The organism is Bordetella sp. N (assembly GCF_001433395.1).
Classification (GTDB): domain Bacteria; phylum Pseudomonadota; class Gammaproteobacteria; order Burkholderiales; family Burkholderiaceae_B; genus Bordetella_C.
Map to the genome: position 1 here is coordinate 3,551,056 of NZ_CP013111.1, position 26,596 is coordinate 3,577,651.

30 protein-coding genes are annotated in these 26,596 nt (G+C 64.9%); 13 read left to right on the forward strand and 17 right to left on the reverse strand.

Translation table 11 applies throughout. From position 1 onward, the window contains the following. Positions 1-12 precede the first annotated feature (12 nt). Both ASB57_RS15100 and ASB57_RS15105 read left to right on the forward strand, forming a co-directional pair. Entirely contained in the window at positions 13-906 is an 894-nt protein-coding gene (locus tag ASB57_RS15100; protein WP_057652965.1) for a LysR family transcriptional regulator, read from the forward strand. A gap of 122 nt (positions 907-1,028) precedes the next feature. Next, the gene (locus tag ASB57_RS15105) at positions 1,029-2,273 is read left to right on the forward strand and encodes a GGDEF domain-containing protein (RefSeq protein WP_057652966.1); all 1,245 of its coding nucleotides are present in this window, start codon (positions 1,029-1,031) and stop codon (positions 2,271-2,273) included. A gap of 22 nt (positions 2,274-2,295) precedes the next feature. Here the strand turns inward: ASB57_RS15105 and ASB57_RS15110 are convergent, their stop codons facing one another. After that, positions 2,296-2,727 carry a DNA-binding transcriptional regulator gene (locus tag ASB57_RS15110; RefSeq protein WP_057652967.1) on the reverse strand — a complete coding sequence of 144 codons (432 nt, stop codon included), beginning with the start codon at positions 2,725-2,727 and terminating at the stop codon, positions 2,296-2,298. A 12-nt stretch (positions 2,728-2,739) separates the two neighbouring features. Beyond that, positions 2,740-3,051: a DUF4258 domain-containing protein gene (locus tag ASB57_RS15115; protein WP_057656171.1), complete on the reverse strand. Its 312-nt coding sequence runs from the start codon at positions 3,049-3,051 to the stop codon at positions 2,740-2,742. Between the two features lie 324 nt (positions 3,052-3,375). On the opposite strand from ASB57_RS15115, the gene mutS reads away from it, so the two are divergent. The 5 genes from mutS (at position 3,376) to ASB57_RS15140 (ending at position 8,961) form a co-directional block, all read left to right on the forward strand. Continuing rightward, the gene (gene mutS / locus ASB57_RS15120; protein ID WP_057652968.1) at positions 3,376-5,988 is read left to right on the forward strand and encodes a DNA mismatch repair protein MutS; all 2,613 of its coding nucleotides are present in this window, start codon (positions 3,376-3,378) and stop codon (positions 5,986-5,988) included. Positions 5,989-6,068: 80 nt separating this feature from the next. Then, positions 6,069-7,250 carry a cupin domain-containing protein gene (locus ASB57_RS15125; protein ID WP_057652969.1) on the forward strand — a complete coding sequence of 394 codons (1,182 nt, stop codon included), beginning with the start codon at positions 6,069-6,071 and terminating at the stop codon, positions 7,248-7,250. A 303-nt stretch (positions 7,251-7,553) separates the two neighbouring features. Next, the gene (locus ASB57_RS15130) at positions 7,554-7,805 is read left to right on the forward strand and encodes a hypothetical protein (protein ID WP_057652970.1); all 252 of its coding nucleotides are present in this window, start codon (positions 7,554-7,556) and stop codon (positions 7,803-7,805) included. Between the two features lie 256 nt (positions 7,806-8,061). Then, positions 8,062-8,493 (forward strand): GNAT family N-acetyltransferase, encoded by a 432-nt coding sequence (locus ASB57_RS15135; RefSeq protein WP_057652971.1) that lies wholly within the window; start codon positions 8,062-8,064, stop codon positions 8,491-8,493. A gap of 33 nt (positions 8,494-8,526) precedes the next feature. Continuing rightward, positions 8,527-8,961, forward strand: coding sequence for a carboxymuconolactone decarboxylase family protein (locus ASB57_RS15140; RefSeq protein ID WP_057652972.1), 435 nt, complete (start codon positions 8,527-8,529; stop codon positions 8,959-8,961). A gap of 133 nt (positions 8,962-9,094) precedes the next feature. On the opposite strand, the gene bamC is transcribed toward ASB57_RS15140, so the two are convergent. From bamC to ASB57_RS15160, 4 genes are all read right to left on the reverse strand, one after another. Continuing rightward, positions 9,095-10,240, reverse strand: a complete 1,146-nt coding sequence (gene bamC, locus ASB57_RS15145; RefSeq protein WP_057652973.1) for an outer membrane protein assembly factor BamC — start codon at positions 10,238-10,240, stop codon at positions 9,095-9,097. A 19-nt stretch (positions 10,241-10,259) separates the two neighbouring features. Next, entirely contained in the window at positions 10,260-11,165 is a 906-nt protein-coding gene (gene dapA / locus ASB57_RS15150) for a 4-hydroxy-tetrahydrodipicolinate synthase (RefSeq protein WP_057652974.1), read from the reverse strand. Positions 11,166-11,325: 160 nt separating this feature from the next. Then, positions 11,326-11,973 carry a site-2 protease family protein gene (locus tag ASB57_RS15155; protein ID WP_057652975.1) on the reverse strand — a complete coding sequence of 216 codons (648 nt, stop codon included), beginning with the start codon at positions 11,971-11,973 and terminating at the stop codon, positions 11,326-11,328. Between the two features lie 4 nt (positions 11,974-11,977). Further along, complete coding sequence (locus tag ASB57_RS15160; RefSeq protein WP_057652976.1) at positions 11,978-12,604, reverse strand: L-threonylcarbamoyladenylate synthase; 627 nt, start codon at positions 12,602-12,604, stop codon at positions 11,978-11,980. Between the two features lie 63 nt (positions 12,605-12,667). Between ASB57_RS15160 and ASB57_RS15165 the strand changes: the two genes are divergently transcribed. After that, entirely contained in the window at positions 12,668-13,525 is an 858-nt protein-coding gene (locus tag ASB57_RS15165) for a neutral zinc metallopeptidase (RefSeq protein ID WP_057652977.1), read from the forward strand. Between the two features lie 22 nt (positions 13,526-13,547). Here ASB57_RS15165 and ASB57_RS15170 read toward each other — a convergent pair whose 3' ends face one another. Beyond that, positions 13,548-13,826 (reverse strand): hypothetical protein, encoded by a 279-nt coding sequence (locus tag ASB57_RS15170; RefSeq protein ID WP_156414176.1) that lies wholly within the window; start codon positions 13,824-13,826, stop codon positions 13,548-13,550. Positions 13,827-14,100: 274 nt separating this feature from the next. Here ASB57_RS15170 and ASB57_RS15175 point away from each other — a divergent pair, with 274 nt between their 5' ends. Further along, a complete protein-coding gene (locus tag ASB57_RS15175) occupies positions 14,101-14,343 on the forward strand; it encodes a hypothetical protein (protein ID WP_057652979.1) in 243 nt (80 codons plus the stop codon). Between the two features lie 98 nt (positions 14,344-14,441). Here ASB57_RS15175 and ASB57_RS15180 read toward each other — a convergent pair whose 3' ends face one another. Further along, a complete protein-coding gene (locus ASB57_RS15180) occupies positions 14,442-14,693 on the reverse strand; it encodes a hypothetical protein (protein ID WP_057652980.1) in 252 nt (83 codons plus the stop codon). Between the two features lie 135 nt (positions 14,694-14,828). On the opposite strand from ASB57_RS15180, the gene ASB57_RS15185 reads away from it, so the two are divergent. Both ASB57_RS15185 and ASB57_RS15190 read left to right on the forward strand, forming a co-directional pair. Next, positions 14,829-15,923, forward strand: coding sequence for a DUF748 domain-containing protein (locus ASB57_RS15185; RefSeq protein ID WP_057652981.1), 1,095 nt, complete (start codon positions 14,829-14,831; stop codon positions 15,921-15,923). Positions 15,924-16,044: 121 nt separating this feature from the next. Continuing rightward, positions 16,045-16,584, forward strand: a complete 540-nt coding sequence (locus ASB57_RS15190; RefSeq protein WP_082621619.1) for a low affinity iron permease family protein — start codon at positions 16,045-16,047, stop codon at positions 16,582-16,584. A 4-nt stretch (positions 16,585-16,588) separates the two neighbouring features. Here the strand turns inward: ASB57_RS15190 and ASB57_RS31115 are convergent, their stop codons facing one another. From ASB57_RS31115 to ASB57_RS15235, 9 genes are all read right to left on the reverse strand, one after another. Continuing rightward, positions 16,589-16,792: a hypothetical protein gene (locus tag ASB57_RS31115; protein ID WP_057652982.1), complete on the reverse strand. Its 204-nt coding sequence runs from the start codon at positions 16,790-16,792 to the stop codon at positions 16,589-16,591. Between the two features lie 106 nt (positions 16,793-16,898). Then, positions 16,899-17,867 (reverse strand): hypothetical protein, encoded by a 969-nt coding sequence (locus tag ASB57_RS15200; protein ID WP_156414177.1) that lies wholly within the window; start codon positions 17,865-17,867, stop codon positions 16,899-16,901. Further along, complete coding sequence (locus tag ASB57_RS15205; RefSeq protein ID WP_057652984.1) at positions 17,868-18,638, reverse strand: hypothetical protein; 771 nt, start codon at positions 18,636-18,638, stop codon at positions 17,868-17,870. Between the two features lie 179 nt (positions 18,639-18,817). Further along, positions 18,818-19,681, reverse strand: coding sequence for an oxaloacetate decarboxylase (locus tag ASB57_RS15210; RefSeq protein ID WP_057652985.1), 864 nt, complete (start codon positions 19,679-19,681; stop codon positions 18,818-18,820). Positions 19,682-19,772: 91 nt separating this feature from the next. Continuing rightward, positions 19,773-20,291 carry a 3-isopropylmalate dehydratase gene (locus ASB57_RS15215; RefSeq protein ID WP_057652986.1) on the reverse strand — a complete coding sequence of 173 codons (519 nt, stop codon included), beginning with the start codon at positions 20,289-20,291 and terminating at the stop codon, positions 19,773-19,775. Between the two features lie 13 nt (positions 20,292-20,304). Then, positions 20,305-21,576 carry a 3-isopropylmalate dehydratase large subunit gene (locus ASB57_RS15220; RefSeq protein ID WP_057652987.1) on the reverse strand — a complete coding sequence of 424 codons (1,272 nt, stop codon included), beginning with the start codon at positions 21,574-21,576 and terminating at the stop codon, positions 20,305-20,307. A gap of 4 nt (positions 21,577-21,580) precedes the next feature. After that, positions 21,581-22,378: a GntR family transcriptional regulator gene (locus tag ASB57_RS15225; RefSeq protein WP_057652988.1), complete on the reverse strand. Its 798-nt coding sequence runs from the start codon at positions 22,376-22,378 to the stop codon at positions 21,581-21,583. Between the two features lie 5 nt (positions 22,379-22,383). Then, complete coding sequence (locus tag ASB57_RS15230; protein WP_057652989.1) at positions 22,384-23,355, reverse strand: tripartite tricarboxylate transporter substrate binding protein; 972 nt, start codon at positions 23,353-23,355, stop codon at positions 22,384-22,386. Positions 23,356-23,494: 139 nt separating this feature from the next. Next, positions 23,495-24,403 (reverse strand): LysR substrate-binding domain-containing protein, encoded by a 909-nt coding sequence (locus ASB57_RS15235; protein WP_156414178.1) that lies wholly within the window; start codon positions 24,401-24,403, stop codon positions 23,495-23,497. A 57-nt stretch (positions 24,404-24,460) separates the two neighbouring features. Here ASB57_RS15235 and ASB57_RS15240 point away from each other — a divergent pair, with 57 nt between their 5' ends. Together ASB57_RS15240 and ASB57_RS15245 are read left to right on the forward strand one after the other, a co-directional pair. Continuing rightward, positions 24,461-25,618: an MFS transporter gene (locus tag ASB57_RS15240; protein WP_057652991.1), complete on the forward strand. Its 1,158-nt coding sequence runs from the start codon at positions 24,461-24,463 to the stop codon at positions 25,616-25,618. Between the two features lie 145 nt (positions 25,619-25,763). Then, positions 25,764-26,573: an IclR family transcriptional regulator gene (locus tag ASB57_RS15245; RefSeq protein WP_057652992.1), complete on the forward strand. Its 810-nt coding sequence runs from the start codon at positions 25,764-25,766 to the stop codon at positions 26,571-26,573. Positions 26,574-26,596 lie beyond the last annotated feature (23 nt).

The window sequence follows — 26,596 nt, forward strand, 5'->3', positions numbered from 1 at the left end:
TTAGAATAGATAATGGCCCTGGACACCCTGATCAGCATGGCTGTCTTCCGCGATGCCATCGACCACGGCAGCCTGACGGCGGCGGCGCGCGGCAATGGGCTGTCCGCCGAGATGGCGGGCCGGCATCTGGTTTCCCTGGAAACGCGCCTGGGCGTTCGCTTGATCAACCGGTCCACGCGCAAACTCAGCCTCACGGAAGCCGGTCGCGTCTATCTGGAGCGCTGCCGCGCGATCCTCGACGAGGTTTCCCATGCGGAAGCCAATGTCGGCGCGCTGCAGGCCGCTCCGCAAGGGCATTTGCGGGTCGCCGCGCCGCTGGCTTTCGCCACGGCGGTGCTGGCGCCGGCGCTCGATGTCTATCAGACCCGCTATGAGAAAGTCTCCGTGCAGCTGGACCTTTCAGAGCGGGAGGTCGATCTCATCACCGCCGGCTTCGATGTGGCCTTGCGCCTGGGCGATCTGCCGGACACGGCCCTGGTCGCACGCAAGCTGGGCGAGTTTCCGTTGATTCTGGTGGCGTCGCCCCGCTATCTGGAACGACATCCCGCGCCCGCCACGCCGGAAGCGCTGGCGGACCATGACTTTCTGATCTACACGCAGACCGCGACGCCGGATCGCCTGACGCTCTGGAACGAGCAGTCTCGCCGCAGCGTCGTCAAGGTCAGCGGCACGACCCAGGCCTCGGACATCGGCTTTCTGCTGGAACTGGCGTTGCTGGATCGTGGGCTGCTGCTGGCGCCGTCATTCGTGGTCGATCAACACCTGAAAGCGGGACGCCTGATTCATGTGCTGCCGCAATGGGCCGCGCGCGTCCTGCCCTTTCATGCCCTGGTGCCCCACCGCAACTTGATGCCCGCCACGGTGCGCAGCTTCATCGACTTCATGGCCGACTGGTTCAAACCCTAGATTCCGCCGCGTCAGCGCGCGCTCAGCCGCTGCCATGTAACCTTCCGACTCGAATCGCTACAATCAAGCTCCATTGCGGACCGGCGTATAAAACGTCGGCAGCAAGACCGAACCGGAAACCGATGTTGCAGAACGCAGATGCCTCCCCGGCGCCGCTGTCTTCAGGCCTGGAATCGATGGCCAAGACGGAGCTGGAGCGCGCTGGCTTCCGGCTGCGATTTCCCGCGCCGCTGGAAGTCCGCTACGAGCGCGACATCGCCGCGGAGCGGGTCAAGGATCTGCGCTTCATCGTGCTGTGGGGCGCGACGCTCTACTTCATCCTCGGCGTATTACTGAACCTCACCGTCATCCCGCAACCGGACTGGCATAACGTCGCCATTCAGCTTGTGGGGCCGACCGTCGTGGCGCTCGCCATCCGCTTCCTGTGGCTGCGCGTCGGCATGTCCAGCGCGGTACGCGAGACGGCGCTGATGGCTTGCGGCCTGCTTTGCACCGTGTCGGCCATCCTGGTGGTCGCCGCCAAGCCCGAGCCGGCCACCCTGCGCGATTTCCTGCTGGCCATTCCACCGACGGCTTTCGTCCTGGTGTTCGTGCGTTTGCGATTTCGCCAGGCGATCGCATTTTTCCTGGTGAATACCGCCGTCTACGCGCTGGCGCTGTCCAGCCGTCCGGAGATCGGGGCCAGCGACGAAGTGTTCCTGATCGGTTTCATGGGCACGCTGCTGATGCCGGCCTTGCTGGGTTCGCACACGTTCGAGCGCGCGGCACGGCGGGTGTATCTGCATGGACTGCTGGACCGCCTGCGCAACGAAAGCCTGACGGCGAGAAATAGCGCGCTTGCCGATCTCTCTTACACCGATTCGCTGACGGGCATCCCCAATCGACGCCAGCTCGATGAGGCCCTGGCCCTGTTCGTCACGGACCCGGAATCGAAAGGGGCGCTGCTGCTGGTCGACATCGACATGTTCAAGGCATTCAACGATCGCTACGGCCATCTGGCCGGCGATGCCTGCCTGCGTCAGGTGGCGCAATGCCTGTTGCAGCGCCTGCAGCGCCGCGACCTGCTCACGCGTTTCGGCGGCGAGGAATTCGCGGTGCTGATGCCCGATGCGCAGCTGGAAGAAGCGGCCGAGACCGCGGAGCGATTACGTGAAGCCGTGCAGCGCGAGCCGTTCTCCGTGCAGGGCAGTTTGGTCAACGTCACCATCAGCATCGGCGTCGCCGTCAGGCAGGGCCACGACCTGAACACGCCCGACGCCCTGATCGGCGCCGCCGACACCGCCCTCTACGCCGCCAAACACGCCGGCCGCAACCGCGTCCGCGTAGCCGGCGAACCAGCCCTGCAAGCCGTCGGAACCGCTGCGTAAAATCTTGTGGCGGCGCGGCCGATCAAGCGGCGATTTTCCAGCCTTCTTCCGTGTCCTCGAACACCAGCTTCTCGGAATCTTTGCGATCGAGTTCGATGAGGTGCTGAAGAAGGTCGACCACGCTGACGTTGCCATCCACCTTTTCAAGGTAAACGGCCTTCATGAGGCGAGCTTCGCTATCAGGAACGTTTGCTCCCCTCTCCCATAACGATACGGTCTGCTCCGTAGTACCCAGGAACTGGGCGAGCAGGCGTTGGGACATTCCAATCTCCTTCCGGAGAAACCTCACTTCGGCTCCTGTGAGCGTCGGCTTCTCCGCCAAGGATCTGCCGATCACCCCATGCAGTTCATCGGCATCTTCAAATGACACGTACTCTTCGCCATCGATCTTTTCAACGTGATAACCATTCACCAACCACACGTTGTCAAGACCGCATTCAGTGTAGTGGTACATAGAAACTCCCCCTCAGAAAACAGTAATGACCGCAATCCAACCGCCACGGTCATTGCGCTTCAGCGCAATGGCAACTTTGACCTCATCGCCGGAGCAAATGTGTCGCAGCGTGCATTTGTAGTCGCCCCGTATATCTTGATGAACCGGCTCGTAAAGGCTTCCCTTCCTGATACAGGCATAGACCTGCGTGGTGGTGTAGCCCCGCTCCCGCATTCGGTCCAAAGCATGCCCGCTGAACTTCACATTCACGGTGTCGGTTGCCAGCCCGCGCACGATGCGCAGGAATTGGTGACCCGATAAGCGAAGTGGAATTACGTCCGACATACCCATAATTATTATGGGTGCCTTATCTTAAAGCAAGACGATTCCAAGGGATAGTGGGCTCGGCCAGACCGGAAGTTACGCCGAGCGTTTTACGTATTCCAGGCGGCATGGTCTGTGAAGGCGCCGGGAAGAACGCGTAGCACAGCGGACTGTCTGCCTCCGCCGCAGTTCGTCCGCGAGGCAGTGACCGATACGCCCGCCGTGCCCGATCGCGCGGCTCGCTACAATCTAGCTCCATTGCAAACCGCGGGGGCGGCCGTCCCCCACGCAGCGAGACTGAACCGAATACCGATGTCGCAAAACGTAGAAAGCACTCACACCCCAATGATGCAGCAGTTCCTTCGCCTCAAAGCCGAGGCGGGACCCTTGCTGCTGTTCTACCGGATGGGCGATTTCTATGAAATGTTCTATGACGACGCCGAACGCGGCGCGCGCCTGCTGAACCTGACCCTGACCAAGCGCGGCAGTTCGGCCGGCCAGCCCATCCCCATGGCTGGCGTGCCGGTACACGCCATGGAACAGTACCTGGCACGCCTGGTCGCCCTGGGCGAATCGGTCGCCATCTGCGAACAGATCGGTGACCCCGCCGCCAGCAAGGGGCCGGTGGAACGCCGCATCGTCCGCATCGTCACGCCCGGCACCCTGACCGACGAAGCCCTGCTGCCGGCCAAGGCCGACCGCTCGCTCGCCGCCGTGCACGTCAGCGGCGGCCGCTCGCCCCGCGCCGGCATCGCCTGGCTCAACCTGGCCAGCGGCGAATTCCTGGTGACGGAATGCGCGCCGGGCCAGCTCGAATCCGAACTGCATCGCATCGCGCCGGCCGAAGTCATCTACGCCGACTGCGCCGACCATGACTTCAGCTTCGACGGCGCCCGCACCCGCGTGCCCGACTGGCATTTCGAAAGCGACGGCGCGCGCCAGCATCTGCTGGCCCACTTCCGTACCGACAACCTGGCCGGCTTCGACATCGAAGACATGCCGGCCGCCATCTGCGCCGCCGGCGCCCTGCTGCGCTACGCCGCCCGCACGCAATCGCAAGGACTGTCCTACATCCAGTCCCTGACCGCCCAGCGCCTGGGCGAATTCGTCCTGCTGGACCCCGTCACGCGCCGCAATCTGGAACTCACCCAAACGCTGGCGGGCGAGGAATCCCCCACCTTGTTCTCGGTGCTGGACGCTTGCCGCACGCCCATGGGCAGCCGCCTGCTGCGCCGCTGGCTGCACCACCCCCTGCGTGAGAACGCGCCGGTGCTGGCCCGCCAGACAGCGATCGCCGAGATGCTGGCCGACCGCATGGACGATGCCGCGTCGGCCCACAGCCCCAGTTTCAGCGCGGCCACGCCGCTGGAGACCCTGCGCGCGGCCCTGCAGCGCTACCCCGACCTGGAACGCGTCGCCACGCGCGTGGCCCTGCGTTCGGTGCGCCCCCGCGAACTGGCCAGCCTGCGCGAAGCCCTGCAGGCGCTGCCGGCCCTGCGCGATGCGGTGCGGCCCTTGATGCGCTCGCCGCGCGTGGCCGAATTGGCGGCGCGGCTGGACCTCGATCCCGCGATCGCCCACCTGCTGCAGGAAGCCATTGCCGCCGAACCGGCGGCGGCGCTGCGCGACGGCGGCGTCATCGCCACCGGCTACGACGGCGACCTGGACGAGCTGCGCACCCTGGCCACCGACAGCGGTGATTTCCTGCTGCAACTGGAAGCCCGTGAACGGGAGCGCAGCGGCATCGCCAATCTGCGCGTGGAGTTCAATCGCGTCCACGGCTTCTACATCGAAGTCAGCCGCGGCCAGGCCGACAAGGTGCCGGAAGACTACCGCCGCCGCCAGACCCTGAAGAACGTCGAGCGCTACATCACGCCGGAATTGAAAACCTGGGAAGACCGCGTCCTGTCGGCTCAGGACCGGTCCCTGGCACGCGAAAAATGGCTCTACGAACAAGTCATGGACGCGCTGGCCGGCTACGTGCGCAGCCTGGCCGAGTGCGCCGGCGCCCTGGCCGAGCTGGACTGCCTGGCCGCGCTGGCCGACCACGCGCGCCGCCATGACTGGTGCGCGCCGGAGCTGGCCGAAGACGCCGACATCGACATCGACGCGGGCCGCCATCCGGTGGTCGAACGCGCGATCGAACGCTTCACGCCCAACAGCTGCCGGCTCGATTCGACCCGTCGCATGCTGCTGGTCACGGGTCCCAATATGGGCGGTAAATCGACCTATATGCGCCAGATCGCGCTGATCGTCCTGCTGGCCCGCACGGGCAGCTATGTGCCCGCCACGCGCGCGCGCATCGGCCGCATCGACCGCATCTTCACGCGTATCGGCGCCGCCGACGACCTGGCCGGCGGCCGCTCCACCTTCATGATGGAGATGACCGAAGCCGCCGCCATCCTCGCCGCCAGCACACCTTCCAGCCTGGTGCTGATGGATGAAATCGGCCGCGGCACGTCGACCTATGACGGCCTGGCCCTGGCCTGGGCCATTGCCCTGCGCCTGCTCACGCACAATCGCGCGCTGACGCTGTTCGCCACTCACTACTTCGAAATCACCCGGCTGCCGGCGGAACAACCGACCGCAGCCAACATCCACCTGGCCGCGGCGGAATCCCCGGGCGGCATCGTTTTCCTGCATGAAGTGCGGGAAGGTCCGGCCAGCCGCAGCTACGGGATCCAGGTCGCGCAGCGCGCCGGCGTGCCGCCGGCCGTCATCCGCCAGGCAACCCGCGAACTGGAACGCCTGGAATCGCAAGGCGCGCCGACCCCGCAGCTGGGCCTGTTCGCCGCCGCCGCGCAGGCCGATGCCCAGGCTTCCGCGCAAGCCGATGCCGACGCGGACCACGAAGCACTGAACGCCTTGCGTGACGAACTGGCCGCCATCGATCCCGACAGCCTGACACCGCGCGAAGCCCTGGACGCGCTCTATCGCTTGAAGGCCGCGGTGCGATAAGTAGCGGGACCCGCAGGCAGCGGAGCCCGCGCCTTCTTCGCGCTTGCAACAGCCACACACAGACAAGAATCAGGACCCTCATGAACCCGGATACCCCCCTGCAACTCCTCGGCGGCCGCACGCCCGCGGACTTCATGCGCCGCTATTGGCAGCGCAAGCCGCTGCTGATCCGCCAGGCCATCCCCGCCTTCCGCCCGCCGCTGACCATCGCCGGCATCAAGCGCCTGGCGCGCAATGACGACGTCGAGGCCCGGCTGATCTGGCGCGAGAACGGCGCCTGGCAGATGGAACAGGGCCCCTTCGCGCGGCTGCCCAAGGCCGGCGAACCGGGCTGGACGCTGCTGGTGCAAGGGGTGGATCTGCACGACGACGCCGCGGCCGCCTTGATGCAGCAGTTCCGCTTCATCCCGGACGCGCGCCTGGACGACCTGATGATCAGCATCGCCACCGACGGCGGCGGCGTGGGCCCGCATTTCGACAGCTACGACGTGTTCCTGCTGCAGGCCTACGGCCAGCGCGACTGGCGCATCGGCCGCCAGCGCGACCTGAGCCTGGTCCCCGGCGTGCCCCTGAAAATCCTGCGCGACTTCCAGCCGGAAGAAAATCACGTGCTGGAGCCGGGCGACATGCTGTATCTGCCCCCGCAAGTGGCGCACGACGGCATCGCGATCGGCGACTGCATGACCATCTCCATCGGCTTCCGCTCCCCCAGCCAGGCCGTGCTGGCGCGCGGCATGCTCGAAGCCGCGGCCGAGCAGGTGATGGCGCGCGCCGGCCAACCCGCCGGCCCCTATGCCGAGCCGCCGCTCCCCGGTCCCGACCTGAAAAGCGTCTACCGCGACCCCGGCCAGCCGGCCGTCGCGCAACCCGCCGCCCTGCCCGACACTTTGGTCGACGCGGCGCTGGCCGCGGTGGGCAAGCTGCGTTTCGATGAAGCTTTGGCGACCCGTTTCCTCGGCTGCTGGCTGACGGAGCCCGCCGCCAGCGCGGTGTTTGACGGCGTGCCGCCGGAGGACGTCGATCTTGCCGTGGAATGGCCCACCGAAGGCCGCCTGGTGCTGGACCGACGCACGCGCATGCTCTACCGCCAGCGGCAATTGTTCATCAATGGCGAAGTCGCGCCCGTGCCGCCGTCGGCGCTGATGCGGCGCCTGGCCGACGAGCGCGCGCTCGATTGCGCCACTGCCCGCCCCAACGAGTCCGAGCAGGACATGCTGGCGGAATGGCTGGACGACGGCTGGCTGCGCTACGACGCGGCTTGAAAACGGTCCGCGGGCCAGGCCCTGGCGCCGGCCCGCGCGCGTCAAATTACCGGATAAAACCCACAAAACCGCACAAAAACGACGTTTCCAGATCGCACAAAGTCACGTCTAGGCGGGCTCTCGGTCACATCAAGCAAAACACGACACACTACGGCAAGGCCTGTTTCGTTTGAGACTAGGGCGCTTTAATTTTCCTACTCAATCTTTGGACCCTTTCCTTTAGCCTGACTTAGTGTTTTCCCGTAGGCGCCGGCTCGCGGCCAGGGAAGACTGTTGGCTGATTTACTAAAAGGAGAACAGTCCATGATCGGTAAAACCTTGATTCTTGCGTCCATCCTCGCCGTGTCGCTGACGGCTTGCAACAAGAAGGAAGATGCAGCGCCGGCGGCAAATAGCGCGACGCCCTCCACGACCGCGCCTGCGACTTCCGCCCCGTCGACGACCGCGCCCTCGACCATGTCGCCGGCTCCCTCGACCACCACGCCGTCCACCGGCAGCGCCACGCCCGCGAATCCCTCGACCAGCGGCAGCGCCACCCCTGAAGCGCCCAAGTAAGCCAACGGGCGAGCAACTGAGCCAGCAGGCTCAGCTGTAAAGACCCCATGAGGGTCACCGGCCCCGCCGGACTCGCGGTCAGCGGAATCACCCCCTGGCATCGCGCGGTCCCGCGGGGCTGTTTCATGGGCGCTACAAACATGGCCTAGTCCGATACTCATTTCTTGCACCTTTCAGATAGGTCATGGATTTCCTAAAGTGACGTCAACGCGAGATCAATCGATCCCGCCACCGTCAAAGATCAGGAAACCGCTCCATGCCCCCCATCCAACTGCGCCATCTCGAAACCGACCAGGATTACGCGGCCAGTTTCGACGTCATGCGCGCCCTGCGCCCCCACCTCGTCAGCGCCCCGGCGTATGCGGCCCAGGTCCGCCGTCAGGCCCGCCAGAACTACCGTGTACTCGCCGCCTGGCAAGACGACCAGATCGTCGGCCTGGCCGGCTATCGGCTGCAGGAGAACCTGCTCTATGGCCCCTTCCTGTATGTCGACGACCTGGTGGCGGCCGACCACGCGCGTGGCCAGGGCGTGGGGGCCGCTCTGATCGATGCCCTGCGCCAGGAAGCGCGCGCTCACGGTTGCGCGAATCTGGTGCTCGATACGGCCTTGAGCAATGCCCTGGGCCAACGCTTCTATTTCCGCCAGGGACTGCTGTCCCGCGGCATGCATTTCAGCCAGCCGATCTGAAACCTGTCTTCTTTTTCCAACCGGAGTCCTGCCATGAGCACCCCTTTGCGCCTGCCGTACAACACCCTCTCCCCTGAAGCCTATGCCGGCCTCATCGCCACCAAGAAAGCCCTGTCCAGAAGCAGCGTGGGCAAGACGCTGATCGAGCTGGTCAATCTGCGCATCTCGCAGATCAACGGCTGCTCCTTCTGCCTGGAAATGCACACCGCCGCCCTGCGCGCCGACGGCATGCACGCCGCCAAGCTCGACGGCCTGGCCGGCTGGCGGGTCAGCACCCATTTCGATGAGCGCGAGCGCGCGGCCCTGGCCTGGGCGGAAGCGCTGGTGGACGTCGCCCACACGCATGCCCCCGATGAGGACTATGAGCCCCTCAAGGCGCATTTCAGCGACGTCGAGATATCCGACCTGACCTTCGCCATCGCGCTGATGAGCGCCTTCAACCGCCTTGCCATCGGCATGCGGCAGTAAGCGTTGTCGGCAAAGACGAAGGGCCGCTTCCCGTGAAAAGGAAGCGGCCCTTCGTTTTTCGATCCGGCCTGGAAGGCATGACGCCCCCGAGCCCGGATCAGCCGCCCGGATCGACCGGGCGACGACCTGCGATTTACATCTTGTCCCGCAGCACGCCGAGCAGGCGCTGAGCCGTAGGCGTGTTGTCGCGCTTGCCGGTGGAGTCGAGCACCGTGACCTGCGTGGTGTCGCCTTGACCGGCCAGGTGGACGCGGTACTGAGGCGCCTGCGCCTTCTTGTCGCTACCGGAGAACAGGCGGCCGAAGAAGCCGGGCTGTTCGTTCTGGACGCCGGTGTCGGTGTCGTAATAGCGAACGAAGTAGTCACCCGCCGAGCGATCGCGGTCATCCACCGTGAAGCCACCCGAATCCAGCGCCACGCCAACACGGCGCCACGTACGATCGAAGGACTCATTGACGTTGAGCAAGGCGCCATCGGCACGGATGTCCTGCACCTGCGGGCGTTGCGGCGCCTGTTCGGCGTTGGCCACCAGGGTCTTGGCCTTGTCGGTGTCGGTACCCAGGAAAACCATCATGCGCGCCAACATGGCGGCGTTCAGGCCCGGATCTTCCTTGCCGTAGGTCCACTGCGTATTGGAAGCCTCGGTGTTGGCGTTACCCAGTACCTTTTCAACCATGTGCTGGTGGCTGATGTAGATCTCGGTGTGGCCGTTGACGCGCTCGACGCGGGTACGGAATTTCTCGCGTTCGCCGCTATCGTAGGCTTGTTCGATCAACAGACCCAGGGCCTGGCGCAGCCAGCTTTCCGGGATCTTGGCGCGGTTTTCCGCCCAGTTGGTCTCGATCAGGCCGGCCGACGGATTGTTGGTCTCGATGTTGAAACCATTGTTGGTCCAGAAGTCGACGATCTTGGGGAAGATCTGGTCCGGGGGACCATCGATCACCAGCCAACGCAGGTCGCCGTCACGCTCGACACGCATGTCGGTACGTTGCGGCAGCACGCCGCTGGCGGGGGCATTGACCTTGGTGTCCATCGCCTGCGCCTGCGATTGCGCCTGGTACTGCGAGAACGTGGTCGAGCCGGTTTCCGGCGCCTTGTAGCGCGGATCGTTGGCGGCCTGGGTGAGATCGGGCGGGATGCTCAGAGGATCGACGCGCTTGGTGCTCGCGCTCTTGTAATCGATGGACTCTTCCTTACCCAGGAACTGATTCATTTCGCTGCAGCCAGCCAGCAATACCAGGGTAATCAATGCCGCTAAGCCGGCATGGCGCTTATTCATACGTATCCTCATAAATCCTTTAGAGCAGACCTGCGTCCTGGAGCGCGGCCTGTACCGTCGCGTGATGTGAGTCGCCGAGTTCAATCAGCGGCAGGCGATAGCCGAGAGGCATGCGCCCCATTTTGGCCAAGGCCCACTTCACGGGAATGGGGTTTGCCTCGATAAAGAGCGCCTTGTTCAGACGTGCAAGGCGGGCGTTAAGTTCACGTACCTTGACCACGTCCATGGCCAAGGCCGCCGCACAGAGGTCACGCATCAGGCGAGGCGCGACGTTGGCGGTTACCGAGATGTTGCCGCGTGCGCCCAGCAGGATCAGCGCGGCCGCGGTGGGATCGTCACCGCTGAATACCTGGAAGCTGGCCGGCGCTTCGCGCAGCAGCAGTCCGCCGCGGGCGATGTCGCCGGTGGCATCTTTGATACCGATGATGCCGGGCACCTGCGCCAGACGCAGCACTGTGTCGTTGCTCATGTCGGCCACGGTACGGCCAGGCACGTTATACAAAACGGTAGGCAGGTCGACCGCTTCGACGATGGCGCGGAAGTGGCGGTACAGCCCTTCCTGGCTCGGCTTGTTGTAGTAGGGAACGACGGACAGGCCCGCTTGCGCGCCCACCGACTTCGCATGGCGCGTCAGATGGATGGCTTCGTCCGTGGAGTTGGCGCCCACGCCGGCGATGACGGGAATGCGGCCAGCCGCATGCTCGACCGCCACGCGGATCAGCTCCGCATGTTCGTCCATCGACACGGTCGGCGATTCGCCGGTCGTGCCGACCACGACCAGCGCGTCGGTGCCTTCGGCCACATGCCAGTCGATCAGGTTGCGGTAGCTGGCATAGTCCAGCGTTCCGTCCGGATGCATGGGAGTGACCAGGGCCACCATACTGCCCTGAAAATTTACGCCAGCGGCGTTTGCCGAGGATGCCATCGTGGAGGGGCTCCAGGACCGGGGACGGGATTGCCCGCGGCCGTAATCCGTAAAACCCGGGAGTTTACCGGATACCGGCGAAATTCCTAGAGAGCAAGCCGTAATCGTGGAGAAAGCTGTTGATTTGCAGGAGGTTTCCTGCCTGGCTATAAGACATTTCTTACAGGAACCACCTGACAATGGCCCCGCCCAGGGCCAGGAAGGGGTACATGAAGAAGCTCAGGGAGCCGCTGAACAGCAATAGCAGCACGATCAGCGTGCCGTAGGGCTCGATACGCGAGTACTGCCAGGCTAGCTTGTGCGGCAACAGGCTGAACACGATGCGCCCGCCGTCGAGCGGCAGCAGGGGCAGCAGATTCAGGGCCATGAGCACCAGGTTGACCATCACACCCGCATAGGCCATCTTCAGCCAGAACCCGTCCAGGCCGCCCGCCTGGGACAGCAGACGCAGCATAAGCGCCCACACGATGGCCATCAGCAGATTGGCGGCGGGTCCTGCCGCCGCGACCCACAACATGTCCTTCTTGGGACGGCGCAGGCGGCCGAAGTCCACCGGCACCGGCTTGGCCCAGCCGAACAGCAGCCCGGGGCTGCCCAGCAGCTTGGACGCCAGCAGGATCAGTAGAGGGACCAGCAGGGTCCCCACGGGGTCGATATGGCGGGCCGGATTCAGGCTGATCCGCCCCATCTGCCAGGCAGTCGGGTCGCCCAGGGCGCGCGCCGCATAGCCGTGCGCGGCCTCGTGCAAGGTAATGGCGAAAATGACGGGGATCGCGTAGATGGCGATCGACTGGATGAGGTCGTTCATGAAATCAGGCGATTCCTAGCTGGGCGGGGTCGCCGCGACCCAGGCGCAGCACCTGGGGTTCATCGCCGGTCAGGTCGATCACCGTGGTGGATTCCGCGGGACAGGCGCCGCTGTCGATCACCGCCGCCAGTTCATGTTCATAGCGTTCACGGATGAGTTCGCCGTCGTTCAACGCGTCGGTTTCGCCATCGGGGATCAGGGTGGTCGACAACAGCGGTTCGCCCACCAGCTCCAGCAATCCCAGAGTGACCGGATGCTCGGGCACCCGGATGCCGATGGTCTTGCGGGAGGGATGGGAGACCCGCCGCGGGACTTCGCGGGTGGCTTCCAGGATGAAGGTATACGGGCCGGGCGTGGCCGCCTTCAACAGGCGGTACTGCTTGTTGTCGACCCTGGCGAAATGGCCGATCTGGGCCAGGTCGCGGCAGATCAGCGTAAGATGATGTCGCTCATCCAGCCCGCGCAAGCGACGCAAGCCATCGGCCGCGGATTTATCATCCAGCCGCGCGATGACGGCATAACTTGAATCGGTGGGAACGGCGGCCAGCCCGCCGTCGCGCAATAGCTGCGCGGCCTGTTTCAACAGACGGGGCTGGGGGTTCGCGGGGTGTACGGAGAAAAATTGCGCCATGCGATTATCCTAACATCCTGCAATGCGGCATCCGCGCGTGCGTATGCCTGAAGGAGATAACTCATGCGCCTGGACGATTCCCGCGAAAGCGACAACGTGGAAGACCGCCGCGGCTCCGGCCCGATGATAGGCGGACGCGGCACCATCGGCATAGGCACCATCGTGCTGGCCCTGGTCGCCATGTACTTTGGCGTCGATCCTCGCATCGTCATGGAATTGGCGGGTGGCGGCGCGCCCACTCAGCAACAGCAGGCGCCGGCGCGGACGCCGCCGGCCGACGACGCCAGGGCCCGCTTCGTGTCCAAGGTGCTGGGCGAGACGGAAGATACCTGGACCCAGCTGTTCAAGCAGTTCGGCAACACGCCCTACGTCGATCCCAAACTGGTGCTATACACAGGCGCCACGCCGACGGCCTGCGGCAGCGGCCAATCCGCCATGGGTCCCTTCTACTGCCCCGCGGACAGCAAGGTCTACCTGGACATGTCCTTCTTCGATGAAATGAAGCAGCGCTTCCAGGCGCCTGGCGATTTCGCCCAGGCTTATGTCATCGCTCACGAAGTCGGCCACCACGTCCAGCACCTGCTGGGCATCTCCGGCCGGGTCGACCAGCTGCGCCGGCAGAATCCCGCCCAGGCCAACGCCCTGTCGGTGCGGCTGGAATTGCAGGCGGATTGCTTCGCCGGGCTGTGGGCCAATCGTGCCGACGCCGCCCGCCATATCCTGGAACAAGGCGACGTGGAACAAGCCCTGAATGCCGCCAGCGCCATCGGCGACGACAGGCTGCAGAAACGCAGCCAGGGCTATGTCGTGCCTGATACCTTCACCCATGGCACATCGGCGCAACGGGTGCGCTGGTTCAAGCGCGGGCTGGAGTCGGGCGATATCAAACAGTGCGATACGTTCGGCGCCAGCCAGCTGTAGCGCGGTTTGCTGCGAAGCAGTACTAGCGTGCCGGGAAACCCGTCAGCGCGTCGACGATCTCACGGCCATGCGATACCGCCGCATGCACCGCTTCCGCAGGACTGAAGACGAAATTGCCTTCGACAAAGTACGGAATGGGATAGGTATCGGCGTCCTGCTGTAAAGAAGCCGGAACCACCTCCACGACAGCCGTGAAGATGGGTGCGCTCGATGACTTGTCGGTCATGCCAGTGCTCTGCAAACCACGCGCGACCTTGGCGGTCAGGCGAAAACCTTTGTAGACGTGATGATTTTGATGCACTACGAACCCCTCTGGATTTACAGGGAGCATAGCCGCGACTGATGACAATACGCGGAATATTTTGTAACGTAAAAATGACTAATAGTTAAATGGCTGTCCACCGATGGCGGCAGTGGTGCTTAGACTAAATTAGGGCCGGGTCAACGGGCTAATGGAACCGGGCTGGGCACGATAACTGCTGAGCAGTCCTCCCAAGCTGTTTATAAAAACAGGGACGTGGATGGATGCACAGCGTTACGTTGCAGCCCCGCCACGTCTCGCACGGAGAATCCATATGCTGACCCAAGAACAACTCGACATACTCAAGGCCATTCATGGCGGCGGCCCGGTCTCGACGGACTCGCATACCGACCTGCTGCTCGAACGAGGTCTGTTGGCGCGCCAGCCGGGCATGCCGGGCTGGATCGTCACACCCGCGGGCAGGCGCGCGATCGGCTTGGGCGAAGCTTTCGGCGATTCGATCCTGGACGCGCTGCTGCCTGGTGAAGGCGCGAAGCAGGCGATCAAGCCGCATTGAAGACGGCCGAATGCAGCCGACGATGACGTGAAATAAGGAAGTGAAATGCAGCGGCTTTGCGGCCGCTGCATTGCGTTTACCGTAACGGGTGTACGGCTTTACTCGGATTCCAGCGCGGCTTTGATCTGCTCGCGCATGCCTTCGAAGCCCGCCACGTATTGCTGGCTTTCGGAGCGGGCCAACAGGCCGGCGTGATTTTGCGTCAGGCGCGCCTCGATGGCCTCGCTGAGCCCCGGGGTGCCGCGCGCGACGTGCAACGTACACAGCAATGCGCTGGCCAGGGCACTGATCTGCCCGCCTTGGTGAGCAATGGTCTGCGCGACCAAAGCCAGTTTTTCATCGGTATCCATGATTTCCTCGCTTGTCGATGCGAATGCCGGCGGCGCCGCACTGCCCGGATTAGTACTTGGGACTGACTGCGTGACCGGCGAAGCCCGCGCATCCTAACATGACGCTATCCAGACACATTTTGGACAGGAACATCCATGAGCAAGCCCGTCAAGACCGCCCTTCTCTCGCTCGTGATCCTGGTCGCGCTCGTCGGACTTGGCGCGGCCTTGGCGACGCATCTGGTCGTTAGCCGCATCAATGCCGTCCTGGGCGACCAGGGCCATGCCGAGCATATACGCGTCGGCCTTGATGAAATCGTGCTGGAGAACGTCGAGATCGGCGCGCCGCCGGACTGGCCCGCGCGCCAGTCCCTGCGCGCGGCGCGAGTGGTGGTGATTCCGCAATGGCGCTCGTTATTGTCCGACGAAATCTCACTGGACCGCATCACGGTCAGCGACTACTACCTGACCTTGCTGCGGCCCCGCAACGGCGCCATCCGTTACCTGCCGACCCTGCGCAAGCAGGATGACGACCCGGCGGACGAGACCAGGGGCGGCAGCGACAAGCACCGCCGCGCGGTCAATATCGAGAAGCTGGAATTGCGCAATGGCCATCTGGACTTCTACGACGCCGCCGTCGCTACCCCGCCCTATCGGGTGCCGGTGGATAACCTGAATGCCGACATCGGCCCCGTCCATCAGCCTGCCATGGATGTACATACGCAATTGCACGCGCAAGGGCAGATGGTGGGCAAGAACCGGCGCGGCAAGCTGGAGGTCGAGGGATGGCTGGCCCTGCCCAGCCACGACGCGGACATCCAGGTGCGCATGCGCAGCGTGGATGTGGCCTTGCTCGCGCCCTACTTGCAGCGGAATTCGCCGGCGGCCCTGGCGGGTGGCCAGATGGACCTGGACATGCGCACTCAGGTCGACAAGGAGCAATTGCGGGCGCAAGGCCACGTCACCCTGACCGATCTGAAATTCGACGAAAGCAACTCCCCGCTGCTCGCGCTCCCCCGCAAGGCCGTACTCGCCGCGATGGAGAATCACAAGGGCAAGGTGAGCTTCGATTTCTCGCTGAGCGGCAGCCTGCATGATCCCAAGTTCTCCATGGATGAGGGCCTGGCCATGCGCTTCACCGCCGGCTTTGCCAAGGCGCTGGGGGTAAGCGTGGAAGGCGTGGCGGGCGGCGTCGGCGATGCGGTGAAAGGCTTGGGGGACGCGCTGGATGGCCTGCTGCGCGCCAAATAGGTGGGCGCCAACAAGGCTCTGACGCGGTTTAAACCCGGCTTGAACCAGGTGTAAACCCGGCGTCAGTTGTCGGCACATGTCTTGCTTGATCCGGTCCGTCTATGGCTTACGGACCGAGAACATGGCGACTTCACGTACTTCCAGCTCGAATCACGGTACGCCGCGACCCGACGATGACCTGCGCAAAACCGGCCGCAAAGTGGCCCCATCACGGCGGCGCCAGGGACTGCGCCCTGGCAACGCCTCCGCCGTCCATGCGCTATTCGAGCGCTTCGCCGCCAAGGTCACGACCTGGACCGGGTCGCCACTCGCTTTCGGAATCGCGTTCGGGATGGTCGTCGTATGGGCCGTGACGGGCCCGGTTTTCGGCTATTCCGAAACATGGCAGCTGGTGATCAACACCGGTACCACCATCGTCACCTTCCTCATGGTCTTCCTGATCCAGCAGAGCCAGAACAAGGACAGCCACGCCGTCCATTTAAAGCTGGACGAACTTCTGTGCGCGCTGGCGGAAGCGGACAACCGGCTGGTGGACATCGAGGAGCTGGACGACCGCGAACTGGATGAGATCGCCGATCGCTATCGGAAGCTGGCGGAACGCTCCCGCGCGCAGCGCCGCCATGATCACGAACGCGGCGCGGACGACCAACAGGACGATTGAGTGATCAGGCGACCCAGCCCGCGTCGGGCACGGCGGGACGGGGATTAGGCATCGGCGGCGTTCCAGGGGGCTGCCCGCCGGCGGGCGGGGTATCCGGCGGCAGGTTGACGTCGGGCAGTCCGGGCGACGTGGCGGGGTCGGGTGTGTGCGGGTTGGGGATGTCCGGATTTTCAGGCAGGCCCGGGGTACGGGGATCGGCAGGTTTCATGATGACTCTCCTTTGACGACTGCGGGAATAAGCGGCGCAAAGATGGAAGCCGCGCGAACTGAATCGAAAGATCACGCAAATGCCGTGCCTTTCGAAGATCTAGGGGTCAAGCATAGGCAGGCAGAACCCCTTGAGTGGATGTCGGCGACCTGACGCGCGAACGGACCTTGGGCACGAGATCGGCCGGCGGCTCCTGCTCGACGCTGACGATCATCACGCGGCCCTTGCCCATGACACCCTCCGAAGAGCCATAACGCAGGGCCGAACGCTCCGAGACGCGGATGGAATCCGCCGGTACGTCACGGCCGATCAGATAGGCTTTGACGGCCTGCGCGCGGGGGTTGCCCATTTCCTCGAACATGGCCGCATGGGTACTGATGTCCACACTAGCGCTGCCGCATGCCCGTATGGTGTCGGCCAGGGCATCGAGCATGCTGACCGTGGCGGCGGGATAGTCCTGCCATTTCAGCGGGACGTCGATGAGATTCAGTGTGTAGGCCGGCGTATCCGCCCGCGACGGACCTTGGCGCGGGCCTGCTTCATGGGTCAGCGTAATCTCCGCGCCTTTTCTGACGGCCAGGCCCATTCCATGTTCACGTAGCTTCATGACCTGACGGACATCGGCGTGCGTTCGCGTCGAGTCCAGGCCCGCGGCGATCAGATAGCCCCGAACTGCGTCGGCGCGATCCCGGGCGGCGGGAATGGCGGCCTTGATTAGCACGTAGGACACGATATCGATGCGATCCGGCGGCTTGCGGGTGGCTCTGGCCACGATGTCATCCAGCTTGGCGCGCAAGGTCGCATCGAATTCGCTGGCCCGCTGAGGCAGGTGGAGCAGGTCCTCGGAGGTCATCGTGCGCCCGTGGGATCCGGGGGCGACCGCTTGGGAGCCTGCAGCGTGCGGCGTGGGAGGCTCCAGGAAATCATCATTGCCAAAGAATGAGGATCGGTCGGATCTCGTTCTTTTCTGGCACGACAGCTTGATCAGGTTCAGGTCGGTGGGGGCGGTGACGGTGACGCCTCGATAGCCATCGAGACAATACTGCGCCGCGCCACAGGTGGAGGACACGCTCATTCAGTCCTCCCGGTAGACGGTGTTCAGCTGGCCCGGTAGGGGCGCGTAGCTGAGCTGGTAGTCCATATCGGGGGGACACAGCCTGGCGATGACGTCGGCCAGTTCGTAGTCGAACACGGCCAGGTATTGTTCTTCCGCGGGGTCCTGGACGGTGAGTCCGGCGGGGCCAAGTTCCTGCCCGATGCCGAATCTGGAAATCACCAAGGCCTTGTCGCCGCCCTGCAGGATGACGGACTGGTGAGTCTTGATCTTGTCCCGGATGGCTTCGGCCATCAGACGCATGTCGGACATGCCGAGCAAGGGATCCGCCGGGTAACGCGTCCGCGCTCCCAGGCTTTCATGGCGTTTCAGATGTTCGATGCCTTCGGCCCGGCTCTTCCCCTTGAGCGCCAGCATCAGCTCGCAGAATTGGAGCATGGTCTGACGGAATTCCTGGGGTTGGTCCTCGTTGTCGGGAACGACCAGCCAGTCGGCGTGGCCGGTTATCGATTCCGTTGAGTAGGCACGGTAGCCGTTGCCTTCTCGTTCGGCTTTCCAGTAGCGGTCTTGCACGCAGTAGCAGGTGACGATGGAGGGTGGGTCGTCGGTACTCGGGGACGGGGATGCCGGGGCAAGGTCGATGAGGGTCGATGCGGTGCTCTGCGCGCGGGGCCGGTATGACACGCGTGGGGAGCCGGTGGCGGCGGTGAAGGTCGTGGCAAGCGGCGCTGTCGGCGGTCGCTCGTCGCTGGCCATCGTGCCGACGGTATTGATGCTGTGGGCGGAGCCCATGCTGTCGTTACTATCGACAGACAGTGTTCTTGATTGCCGGAAGCAGCTGGGGAGGACGTTAACCATGGGCGGCGTCCTTTGCTTGATGTCGGCAGGCAGGCGTATTGCGGGAGGATCTCACCCCGACTCCTTTTTTATTGGATTCGGATCGGTGACGGATTGGGTGAGATGGTTCCCTCCTACTCGTATTTCTTGCCGTTCTCCAGCAGTTCCGGCGTGCCGATCAGCGCGTTCAGCTGGTCGAAGTCCAGCATGGATTCCCGCCACGGCGCGGTGCTGCCGTGCTCGCGCAGGCTGCCGTAATAGCGTTGCAGCATGAAGGAAACCGCGCGGGCGGTGCCGCCAGGGAAAATCACGATGGAGAAACCCTTGGCACCCAGCTCCTGCGCGCTCTTCACCGGCGTCAAACCACCCTCGACCATATTGGCCAGCAAGGGCACCTTGCCGGCAAACCGGCGGCAGGCGGTTTCCATCTGCTCGTCCGTGCGCAAGGCCTCGACAAAAACCGCATCCACGCCGCATTCGCGATACTGCTCGGCCCGGTCCAGGGCCGCCTCCAAACCCTCGACGGCCACCGCATCCGTGCGCGCCAGGATCAAGGTCTCGGGACTATGCCGCGCATCCAGGGCAGCTCGCAGCTTGCCGCACATCTCGTGCACCGGCACCACCGTCTTGCCGGCCAGATGCCCGCAACGCTTGGGAAAGCCCTGGTCTTCCAACTGGATCATCGCCGCGCCGGCACGCTCGAAACCACGCACGGTACGTTGCGTGTTCAGCGCGTTGCCGAACCCCGTATCCCCATCGACGATGACGGGAATCGCCACACGTTCCGTAATACGCGCCAGCGTCTGCTCGACTTCGCTATAGGTCGTCAGGCCGACATCGGACCGTCCCAGCCGCGTATAGGCGATGGACGCCCCCGAAAGATAGAGGGCGTCGAAACCGGCCTGCTCGGCGATCAAGGCCGAAAAAGCATCGTAGATACCCGGCGCCAGCACGCACTGGCCACTGTTGATTTTCTGTTTGAGCGTATTCGGCATCATGCCCTCGTATCGATAGTCATGGCCGCCGATACCGGTACCGGCGGCCGAATTATTAGCGGCCCATTATTAGCGGCCCATAAAGCCACGGCGATCATGCACGCAGCGGATTCGCCTTCAGGCTGCCATCGGCAAGACGTCTTTTCAGCTGAGGCAACAAGCCCCCGGCCTCCACCATGTCACGCAGGAATTCGGGAATCGGCACGCACGCCAAGGTGCTGCCGTCGGCACGTTGCACCTGCCCACCGGCCAGATCCAGGGCAATCTGCTCGCCCTCGACCAGCGACTCGGCTTGCGGACACGTCAACAGCATCAGCCCCACGTTGAAGGCATTGCGGAAATACAAACCGCTGTAGCTCGGCGCGATGACCGCGCTGACACCCAGCGTGACCAGCGCGGCCGCCGCCTGCTCGCGCGACGACCCGATACCGAACCCCGGCCCCGCCACGATCACGTCGCCCGGCCGCACCTGGCCGGCGAACTCCGGCCGCACCCGCTCCAGGCAGTGCCGCGCGATTTCCTCGATGCTGAACTTCATGTAGGCGCCAGGGGCGAGCTGGTCGGTATCGACATCGGAGCCCAGCCGCCAGACGCGGTGTAATTGCTTGTTCATCGCAGTAGTCCTCTCAGGCCAGCATGTCGCGGGGGTCCGCCAGCCGCCCGGCGACAGCGGCCGCGGCAACCGTGTAAGGGGAAGCCAGATACACCTGTGCCGTCCTTGCGCCCATGCGCCCCTGGAAATTGCGTGCGGTCGACGCCACCACGTTGGCGCCTTCCGGAATGCTGCCGCCATAACCGGAACAGGCCCCACAGGAATTGGGCAGCAGCTGCGCGCCCGCCTGCATCAGGATATCCATGGTGCCCTCCTGCGCCGCCTGTTGCTGCGCTTGCGCGCTGGCCGGCGCCACCATCAGCGTCACGCCAGGCGCCACACGCCGCCCTTTCAGCACCTGCGCTGCCGCGCGCAGGTCTTCCAGCTTGGCGCCCGTACAGGCGCCGATGTAGGCGACCTGCATGGCCACCGGCTCGTAATCGCCGATCGGCCGCGAGTTCGCCGGACTGTGTGGCGCCGCCACGTGCGGCGCCAGGGTGGCGGCGTCGAAGTCGTAATGTTCCGCCGTTGCGTCCGGGTCGGACTGCCAATGGGCGATGTCGATGCTCGCGGCATCCGCGACGCCGGCCTGGGCCAGATAAGCCAGGGTCTTCTCATCCGGCGCCACCAGGCCGACCTGCGAACCGATTTCGGCCGACATGTTCGACAGCGTCATGCGCTCCTGCATGGACAAGGCGCGCACCGCCGGACCGCAGAACTCCACGGCCTGATACGCGCCGCCATTCATGCCGAAGCGGCCGATCATGTGCAGCATCATGTCCTTGGCGGTCACACCCGGCGTCAGCGCATTGTCCCAGCGCATCATCAGGGTACGCGGTACCTGGATCCAGATTTCACCCGTCGCCACCACGCCCAGCATCTCGGTACTGCCCACCCCGAACATATAGGCGCCGAACGCCCCGCCCGTGGGTGAATGCGAGTCGCCGCCCACGCACAGCATGCCCGGCCGGATATGGCCGTGCTCCGGCACCACCACGTGGCAGATGCCGATGCTGTCGTACACGTGGGGCAGCTTCTGCTCGGCCGCCCAATCGCGGGCGATACGCACGATGCGGCGCGATTCGTCATCGGCCTCCGGCACGTAATGGTCCATCACCAGGACCACTTTTTCGCGATCCCACAACCCGGTACCCAAGGATTCCAGCATGGGTTTCAGGCGGCGCGGACCGCTGGAGTCATGGAACATCGCCAGGTCGACGCGACCGGTCACGATATCGCCAGTGGCGACCGTGTCACGTCCGCTGGCGGCCGCCAGCAGCTTCTGAGCCAAGGTCTGTGCAGTCATGAATCTAGCCTCTCGATCTTGTTTTTGCCGCGGGCGCCGCCGGCAGCCATACGGGCGTGCCCGCCGTTTCATGCGCCTGCATGTCCAGGCGATATTCGAAACGGTCGGGGCGATAGCGGGCGTCCAGGTATTCCACCGGCCGACCGCTGGCATCGCGCACCAGGCGACGGATGTTGAGCAAGGCGGAGGCGACGGGAACGTCCAGGGCCTGCGCGCTGTCGGGGTCAGCCATGACGGCGGTCACCGTCTGCTCCGCGCCCATCACCCGTATGCCCAGGTCGCCAAAAATCTGCAGCAAGGGCTTGCTGCCCAGCGCCGCGCGGGAAATCCGCTTGCCGATGGCATCCGGCACATAGGTCTGCAAATACGAGAACACCGCGCCCTCGTAACTGCGCACGCGCACCGACCGATGCACCGGCGCGCCCACGGGCACTTCAAGACGGGCCGCCACCGCCGGCGTGGCCGGTTCGACGGCCAGGTCCAGCAGCTTGACCTGCGTGTGCATGCCCATGCGCGACAGATGCATCATCAGCGCATCCACGCTGGCGCCCTGCTGCGGCGTGGCCATCTCGGCGGGCGCCAGCGCGAAGGTGCCCCGCCCTTGCCGCCGCATCACCAGTCCGTCCGCCGCCAGCGTGTCCAGCGCACGCCGCACCGTCAGGCGGGAGACGTCGTACTGCTGGGCCAGGGCGTGCTCGCCGGGCAGCGGTTGCTCGCCCTCGAAGTCGCCGTCCAGCAGGCGCTGGCGCAGCAGCAGATAGACCTTGTGATACAGCGGGAGCGGGCTTGCGCCGTCAGCCATCGTGTTTACTCCGGGGTCGCGCCGGACGCCTTGACGACTTCCGCGTAGCGGTCGATATCCTCGCTGACGAAGGCCTTCAAGTCCTCGGGCGTGCTGCTCAGGGCCTGCGCCGATTCCTGCTCCAGCAAGCGCTGGAAATCGGGCGCGGCCACGGCTTTGCGGGCGGCGGCATTGATCTTCTCCAGCGTTTCCGGCGGCAGCTTGGCCGGCCCGAACAGCGCGAACCAGGCATTCGACTCGAAGCCCTTGATCGCGCTGCCGATGGGCGGCACGTCCGGCAAGGCGGGCAGCGCCTTGTTGCTGGTCACGCCCAGGGCCCTCAAGTTGCCCGACTTGACGTGCGGCAGCGCGTTCAGCGTGCTGGCGAACATCATGTCGACCTGGCCGCCCAGCACATCCGTGATGGCTGGCGTGGTGCCCTTGTAAGGGACGTTGATGATGTCCAGGCCGGCCATCAATTTCATACGCTCACCGGCCATGTGCAGCGACGAGCCGATGCCGCCCAGCGCCATGGTGTACTTGCCGGGATGGGCCTTGACCTCCTGGATCAGTGCCGCCATGTCCTTGGCGGGGAAGTCCTTGCGCACCACCAGGACGCTGGGCACGGTGGCCAGCATGCTGATCGGCGTGAAGTCCTTGCGCGGATCGAAGGGCAGGTTCTTGTACAGACTGGCGTTGATCGAGAAGCTGGTGAAGCTGACCAGCAAGGTGTTGCCGTCGGCGGCGCTCTTGGCCACGTAGTCGGCGGCGATGTTGCCACCGGCGCCGGGACGGTTCTCGACGATCACATTGCGGCCCAGTTCCTTGGACATCTTGGCGCCGATGTTGCGGGCCACGGTGTCGGTGGTGCCCCCGGGAGGCGCGCCCACCACGAGGCGTATGGGTTGGTTCTGGGCTTGTACGGCGGCGAGGGGGGCAAGGCTTGCCACCAGGGTCGCGGTGGCCGCGAGCATGAACGCACGGCGGTAGAGGGCCATGTTGTCTCCTGTCTAGTTGTATTGATAAGCGTACAACTAGATGACTGGACTGACAACCCGGGCCAAACCCGACGGCGGGAGGTGTTTGGGATCAGCCTTGCGATAAGGCTTGCAACAAGGCTTGCTGGCCGCCTTGCGCTCACACGGGCCGGGCCGGCTGGCGCGCCTGGCTGTCGAGCCAGCGGCTGAACAGATGCGTTTCGCTATTGGCCGACGGGTGTATGCCGTAGTAGTAGCGCCCCATGGGCAGGCGCAGATCGGGCAGCGGGCAGGCCAGGCGGCCCTCGGCAAGGTCGTTGGCGAGCAAGGATATCGGCGCGATGGTGAAGCCGAGCCCGTCGATGGCCGCCTGCAACACGAAGTGGGAGTGATCGAACAGGATCTGCGCCTTCGGCCGCAGGCGCCGGATGCCGGCATGTTTTTTCCAGTCATCCCAATCCGTCTTGCGCGTCTTCGCCTCCAGCAGGGTCAATGCCGCCAGCGCCGCCGGTTCCGTCACGCCGCGCATCAGGCGCGGCGCGCCCACCAGCAAGGCTTCGTCTTCAAGGAAAGGATGCATGGCCAGGCTGTCGGGCCAGTGCTCAAGGCCGCGCCGGATGGCGATGTCGTAGGTGACATCGGACGCATCCGGCGGCGCGATGCTGGTCAATATGCGGGGCTCGATGCCCGGGTATTGGGCGACGAAATCGGACAGGCGCGGAATCAGCCAACGCACCGCGAACGTCGGCCGCACGTTGATGCGTACCGCGCGCCCCGCCGCCTGCGCCATCACTTGCCGCGCCGCCGCGGCCACCTGGTCCAGGGCCGGGCCGGCGTCGGCAAGGAAGCGCTGGCCGGCGGCGGTCAGGCGCACCTGCCGCACACTGCGCTCGAACAGCGCCACGCCCAGATATTCTTCCAGGCTCTTGACCTGGCGGCTGACGGCCCCATGCGTGACATGCAGGTCGGCCGCGGCCAAGGTAAAACTTTGGCGACGCGCGGCGGCGAGAAAAGCACGCACGGCATTGAGGGGAAGATGGGCAGCCATGCGTGAGATTTTATCACTCATGATGGGCGCGATTTTCGTTTGTCATCATGGTGAAAGATGCGCACGATACCTACCATCATGACTGACACCACCGCCCCTTCCGCTGTCCCTTCCGCAGCCCCCGCCACCACCACCACCGACGCACATTCGCGCATGGCCGCCGCCACCCTGGCGTTGACCTTGCCTGGCGATACCGTGCTGTATCTGCTGCTACCCATGTATGCCGCGCACTTCGGCGTGTCGCTGGCGGAAGCCGGCGTGCTGCTGGCGGCGAATCGCCTGGTGCGGATCGTCGGCTATGGCTGGGTGGCGCGCTTCTATGCGCGGCGCGGCGACCGTCCCACCTGCACGCTGGCCGCCATCGCGGCGACGCTCAGCGCGCTGGGTTACGCCACCTTGTCGGGCTTCTGGGCGCTGGTGCCCTTGCGCCTGCTGTGGGGACTGGCGTTCGCGGCGCTGAACCTGTCGACCCAGGCCATGGCCACGGCCGATCCGCGCGGCACGGCACGGCGCAATGGCCGGTCGCGCGCCATCATTGCCATCGGCCCCGTGGTGGCCCTGCCGCTGGGCGCCTGGTGCGCGGACATGTGGGGGCCGCGCGTGATCTTCTTCGTGTTGACGCTGGCGTCGCTGCTGGGCGTGGCGACGGCGCGCAAGTTGCCCGCTCATCCGCACCCCGTGCCGGCCACGCCGCGCCGGCTGCGTTTGCCGGGCAGCCTGGATGTCTGGTCCTTTCTTGAGGGCTTCACCCTGGATGGCCTTTTCATCATCGGCCTGTCCTATCTGGGCAAGGACCTGATGCCCGCGGGCTCGGTGGTCGTGGCGGGCGCGGTGCTGGCGCTGCGCTATCTGGGCGAGATCGTGCTCAGCCCGGTGGGCGGCCGCCTGGCCGAGCGCTTCGGGGCGGAACGCGTGCTGGTCACGCTGTCGCTGCTGACCACGGTGGTGCTGGTCGGTTTCGGCGCAGGTTGGATCTGGAGCTGCGCCGCGGCCATCGTCGTGCTGCGCGCATTGCAACTGCCCCTGCTGCCCCCCATCGTCGCGTTGCGCACGCCCGGCCCCGGCCGCGTGCAGGCCCTGGCGGCGCGGTCCGTGTGGCGCGACATCGGCGCCGGCACCGGTCCTTTGCTGGCCGGACTGGTGCTGCCGCTGGTGTCGCCCCTCTGGATCTATACCGTGCCGGCTTTGCTGCTGGCCGTGGCCGCGCTGGCTTGCGCGCGACCAAACGCCAATTAAGACGCAACGGAGCACCGCGCGGACTAGGGAAAGCCCTAGCCGGAAAAACAATCTTAAAATCTGGAAGCCTCTTCCAAAATGGAAAAGGCTTCCATAGAATGGCCGCACGCCTGTAAACCGGACATCAATCAAGCCCCCTGCGCCCATGAGCAATATCATCGATCGGTCCTTCGCCATCCTGCAGGAACTGTCCTATCACCGTGATGGCAGGACACTCTCGGAGCTTGCCGACAAGCTCGCCATCCCGCTTAGCGCGACCCATCGATTGTTGAACGACCTGATCGCCATCGGCTACGTCCGCAAGGATGAACGCCATGGGGAGTTCACCTTGACAATGCAAATCGTGTCGCTCGCGCTGCGCCACCTGGGCTCCGGCGGCATCGTCGATGTGGCGCAGCCCATCCTGGAACGCCTTGCCGCCAAAAGCCGTGAGCTGGTGCGTCTGGCCGTGGTGGATGGCGATCAACTCATCTACGTCGCCAAGGCGCAAGGCGCCACGGTGGGGCTGCGCTATGACCCGGAGATGGGCCAGCCAGTCATCCTGTCCTGCAGCGCGGCCGGCTTGGTCTGGTTGGGCACCAAGGGCGAAGAAGAAGCGCTGCGGCTGGTCGCCGGCCAGGGTCTGGGCGATCCCAAGAACTATGGTCCGGACGCCCCCTCCAGCATCAAGATGCTGATGACGCAGGTGCGCGCGGCACGCAAGCGCGGTTACGCCACCACCATGAATGTCTTCCTGCCCGGCATGAGCTCCATGGCGGCAGCGGTTCTCGGCCCGGACGGCAATGTCCTGGCCATCCTGATCGTCGCCGGCCCCATGACCCGCCTGACTCAAGCGCGCATGGACGAACTCAGCCGCGACCTGCTTGAAACGGCCAACGAATTAGGGGCGGCCAGCGCCGTCTCCCCGATCTTTCAGCGACGGCCCAACCAGCCCGTACCGACACGCAAAACGTAGCGCCCCTCTAGCAACGCTTGGTC

Excerpts from the sequence above, each read along its gene's own strand:
- ASB57_RS15100 (WP_057652965.1), top strand. The coding sequence starts at position 13 with ATGGCCCTGGACACCCTGATCAGCATGGCTGTCTTCCGCGATGCCATC.
- ASB57_RS15135 (WP_057652971.1), top strand. The coding sequence starts at position 8,062 with ATGCCCCCCATCCAACTGCGCCATCTCGAAACCGACCAGGATTACGCG.
- mutS (WP_057652968.1), top strand. The coding sequence starts at position 3,376 with ATGATGCAGCAGTTCCTTCGCCTCAAAGCCGAGGCGGGACCCTTGCTG.
- ASB57_RS31115 (WP_057652982.1), bottom strand. The coding sequence starts at position 16,792 with ATGAAACCTGCCGATCCCCGTACCCCGGGCCTGCCTGAAAATCCGGAC.
- ASB57_RS15165 (WP_057652977.1), top strand. The coding sequence starts at position 12,668 with ATGCGCCTGGACGATTCCCGCGAAAGCGACAACGTGGAAGACCGCCGC.
- ASB57_RS15160 (WP_057652976.1), bottom strand. The coding sequence starts at position 12,604 with ATGGCGCAATTTTTCTCCGTACACCCCGCGAACCCCCAGCCCCGTCTG.
- ASB57_RS15210 (WP_057652985.1), bottom strand. The coding sequence starts at position 19,681 with ATGATGCCGAATACGCTCAAACAGAAAATCAACAGTGGCCAGTGCGTG.
- ASB57_RS15175 (WP_057652979.1), top strand. The coding sequence starts at position 14,101 with ATGCTGACCCAAGAACAACTCGACATACTCAAGGCCATTCATGGCGGC.
- bamC (WP_057652973.1), bottom strand. The coding sequence starts at position 10,240 with ATGAATAAGCGCCATGCCGGCTTAGCGGCATTGATTACCCTGGTATTG.
- ASB57_RS15235 (WP_156414178.1), bottom strand. The coding sequence starts at position 24,403 with ATGAGTGATAAAATCTCACGCATGGCTGCCCATCTTCCCCTCAATGCC.
- ASB57_RS15215 (WP_057652986.1), bottom strand. The coding sequence starts at position 20,291 with ATGAACAAGCAATTACACCGCGTCTGGCGGCTGGGCTCCGATGTCGAT.
- ASB57_RS15225 (WP_057652988.1), bottom strand. The coding sequence starts at position 22,378 with ATGGCTGACGGCGCAAGCCCGCTCCCGCTGTATCACAAGGTCTATCTG.
- ASB57_RS15205 (WP_057652984.1), bottom strand. The coding sequence starts at position 18,638 with ATGGGCTCCGCCCACAGCATCAATACCGTCGGCACGATGGCCAGCGAC.
- ASB57_RS15105 (WP_057652966.1), top strand. The coding sequence starts at position 1,029 with ATGTTGCAGAACGCAGATGCCTCCCCGGCGCCGCTGTCTTCAGGCCTG.
- ASB57_RS15190 (WP_082621619.1), top strand. The coding sequence starts at position 16,045 with ATGGCGACTTCACGTACTTCCAGCTCGAATCACGGTACGCCGCGACCC.
- ASB57_RS15240 (WP_057652991.1), top strand. The coding sequence starts at position 24,461 with ATGACTGACACCACCGCCCCTTCCGCTGTCCCTTCCGCAGCCCCCGCC.
- ASB57_RS15245 (WP_057652992.1), top strand. The coding sequence starts at position 25,764 with ATGAGCAATATCATCGATCGGTCCTTCGCCATCCTGCAGGAACTGTCC.
- ASB57_RS15200 (WP_156414177.1), bottom strand. The coding sequence starts at position 17,867 with ATGAGCGTGTCCTCCACCTGTGGCGCGGCGCAGTATTGTCTCGATGGC.
- ASB57_RS15155 (WP_057652975.1), bottom strand. The coding sequence starts at position 11,973 with ATGAACGACCTCATCCAGTCGATCGCCATCTACGCGATCCCCGTCATT.
- ASB57_RS15110 (WP_057652967.1), bottom strand. The coding sequence starts at position 2,727 with ATGTACCACTACACTGAATGCGGTCTTGACAACGTGTGGTTGGTGAAT.
- ASB57_RS15180 (WP_057652980.1), bottom strand. The coding sequence starts at position 14,693 with ATGGATACCGATGAAAAACTGGCTTTGGTCGCGCAGACCATTGCTCAC.
- ASB57_RS15220 (WP_057652987.1), bottom strand. The coding sequence starts at position 21,576 with ATGACTGCACAGACCTTGGCTCAGAAGCTGCTGGCGGCCGCCAGCGGA.
- ASB57_RS15115 (WP_057656171.1), bottom strand. The coding sequence starts at position 3,051 with ATGTCGGACGTAATTCCACTTCGCTTATCGGGTCACCAATTCCTGCGC.
- ASB57_RS15130 (WP_057652970.1), top strand. The coding sequence starts at position 7,554 with ATGATCGGTAAAACCTTGATTCTTGCGTCCATCCTCGCCGTGTCGCTG.
- ASB57_RS15185 (WP_057652981.1), top strand. The coding sequence starts at position 14,829 with ATGAGCAAGCCCGTCAAGACCGCCCTTCTCTCGCTCGTGATCCTGGTC.
- dapA (WP_057652974.1), bottom strand. The coding sequence starts at position 11,165 with ATGGCATCCTCGGCAAACGCCGCTGGCGTAAATTTTCAGGGCAGTATG.
- ASB57_RS15140 (WP_057652972.1), top strand. The coding sequence starts at position 8,527 with ATGAGCACCCCTTTGCGCCTGCCGTACAACACCCTCTCCCCTGAAGCC.
- ASB57_RS15230 (WP_057652989.1), bottom strand. The coding sequence starts at position 23,355 with ATGGCCCTCTACCGCCGTGCGTTCATGCTCGCGGCCACCGCGACCCTG.
- ASB57_RS15125 (WP_057652969.1), top strand. The coding sequence starts at position 6,069 with ATGAACCCGGATACCCCCCTGCAACTCCTCGGCGGCCGCACGCCCGCG.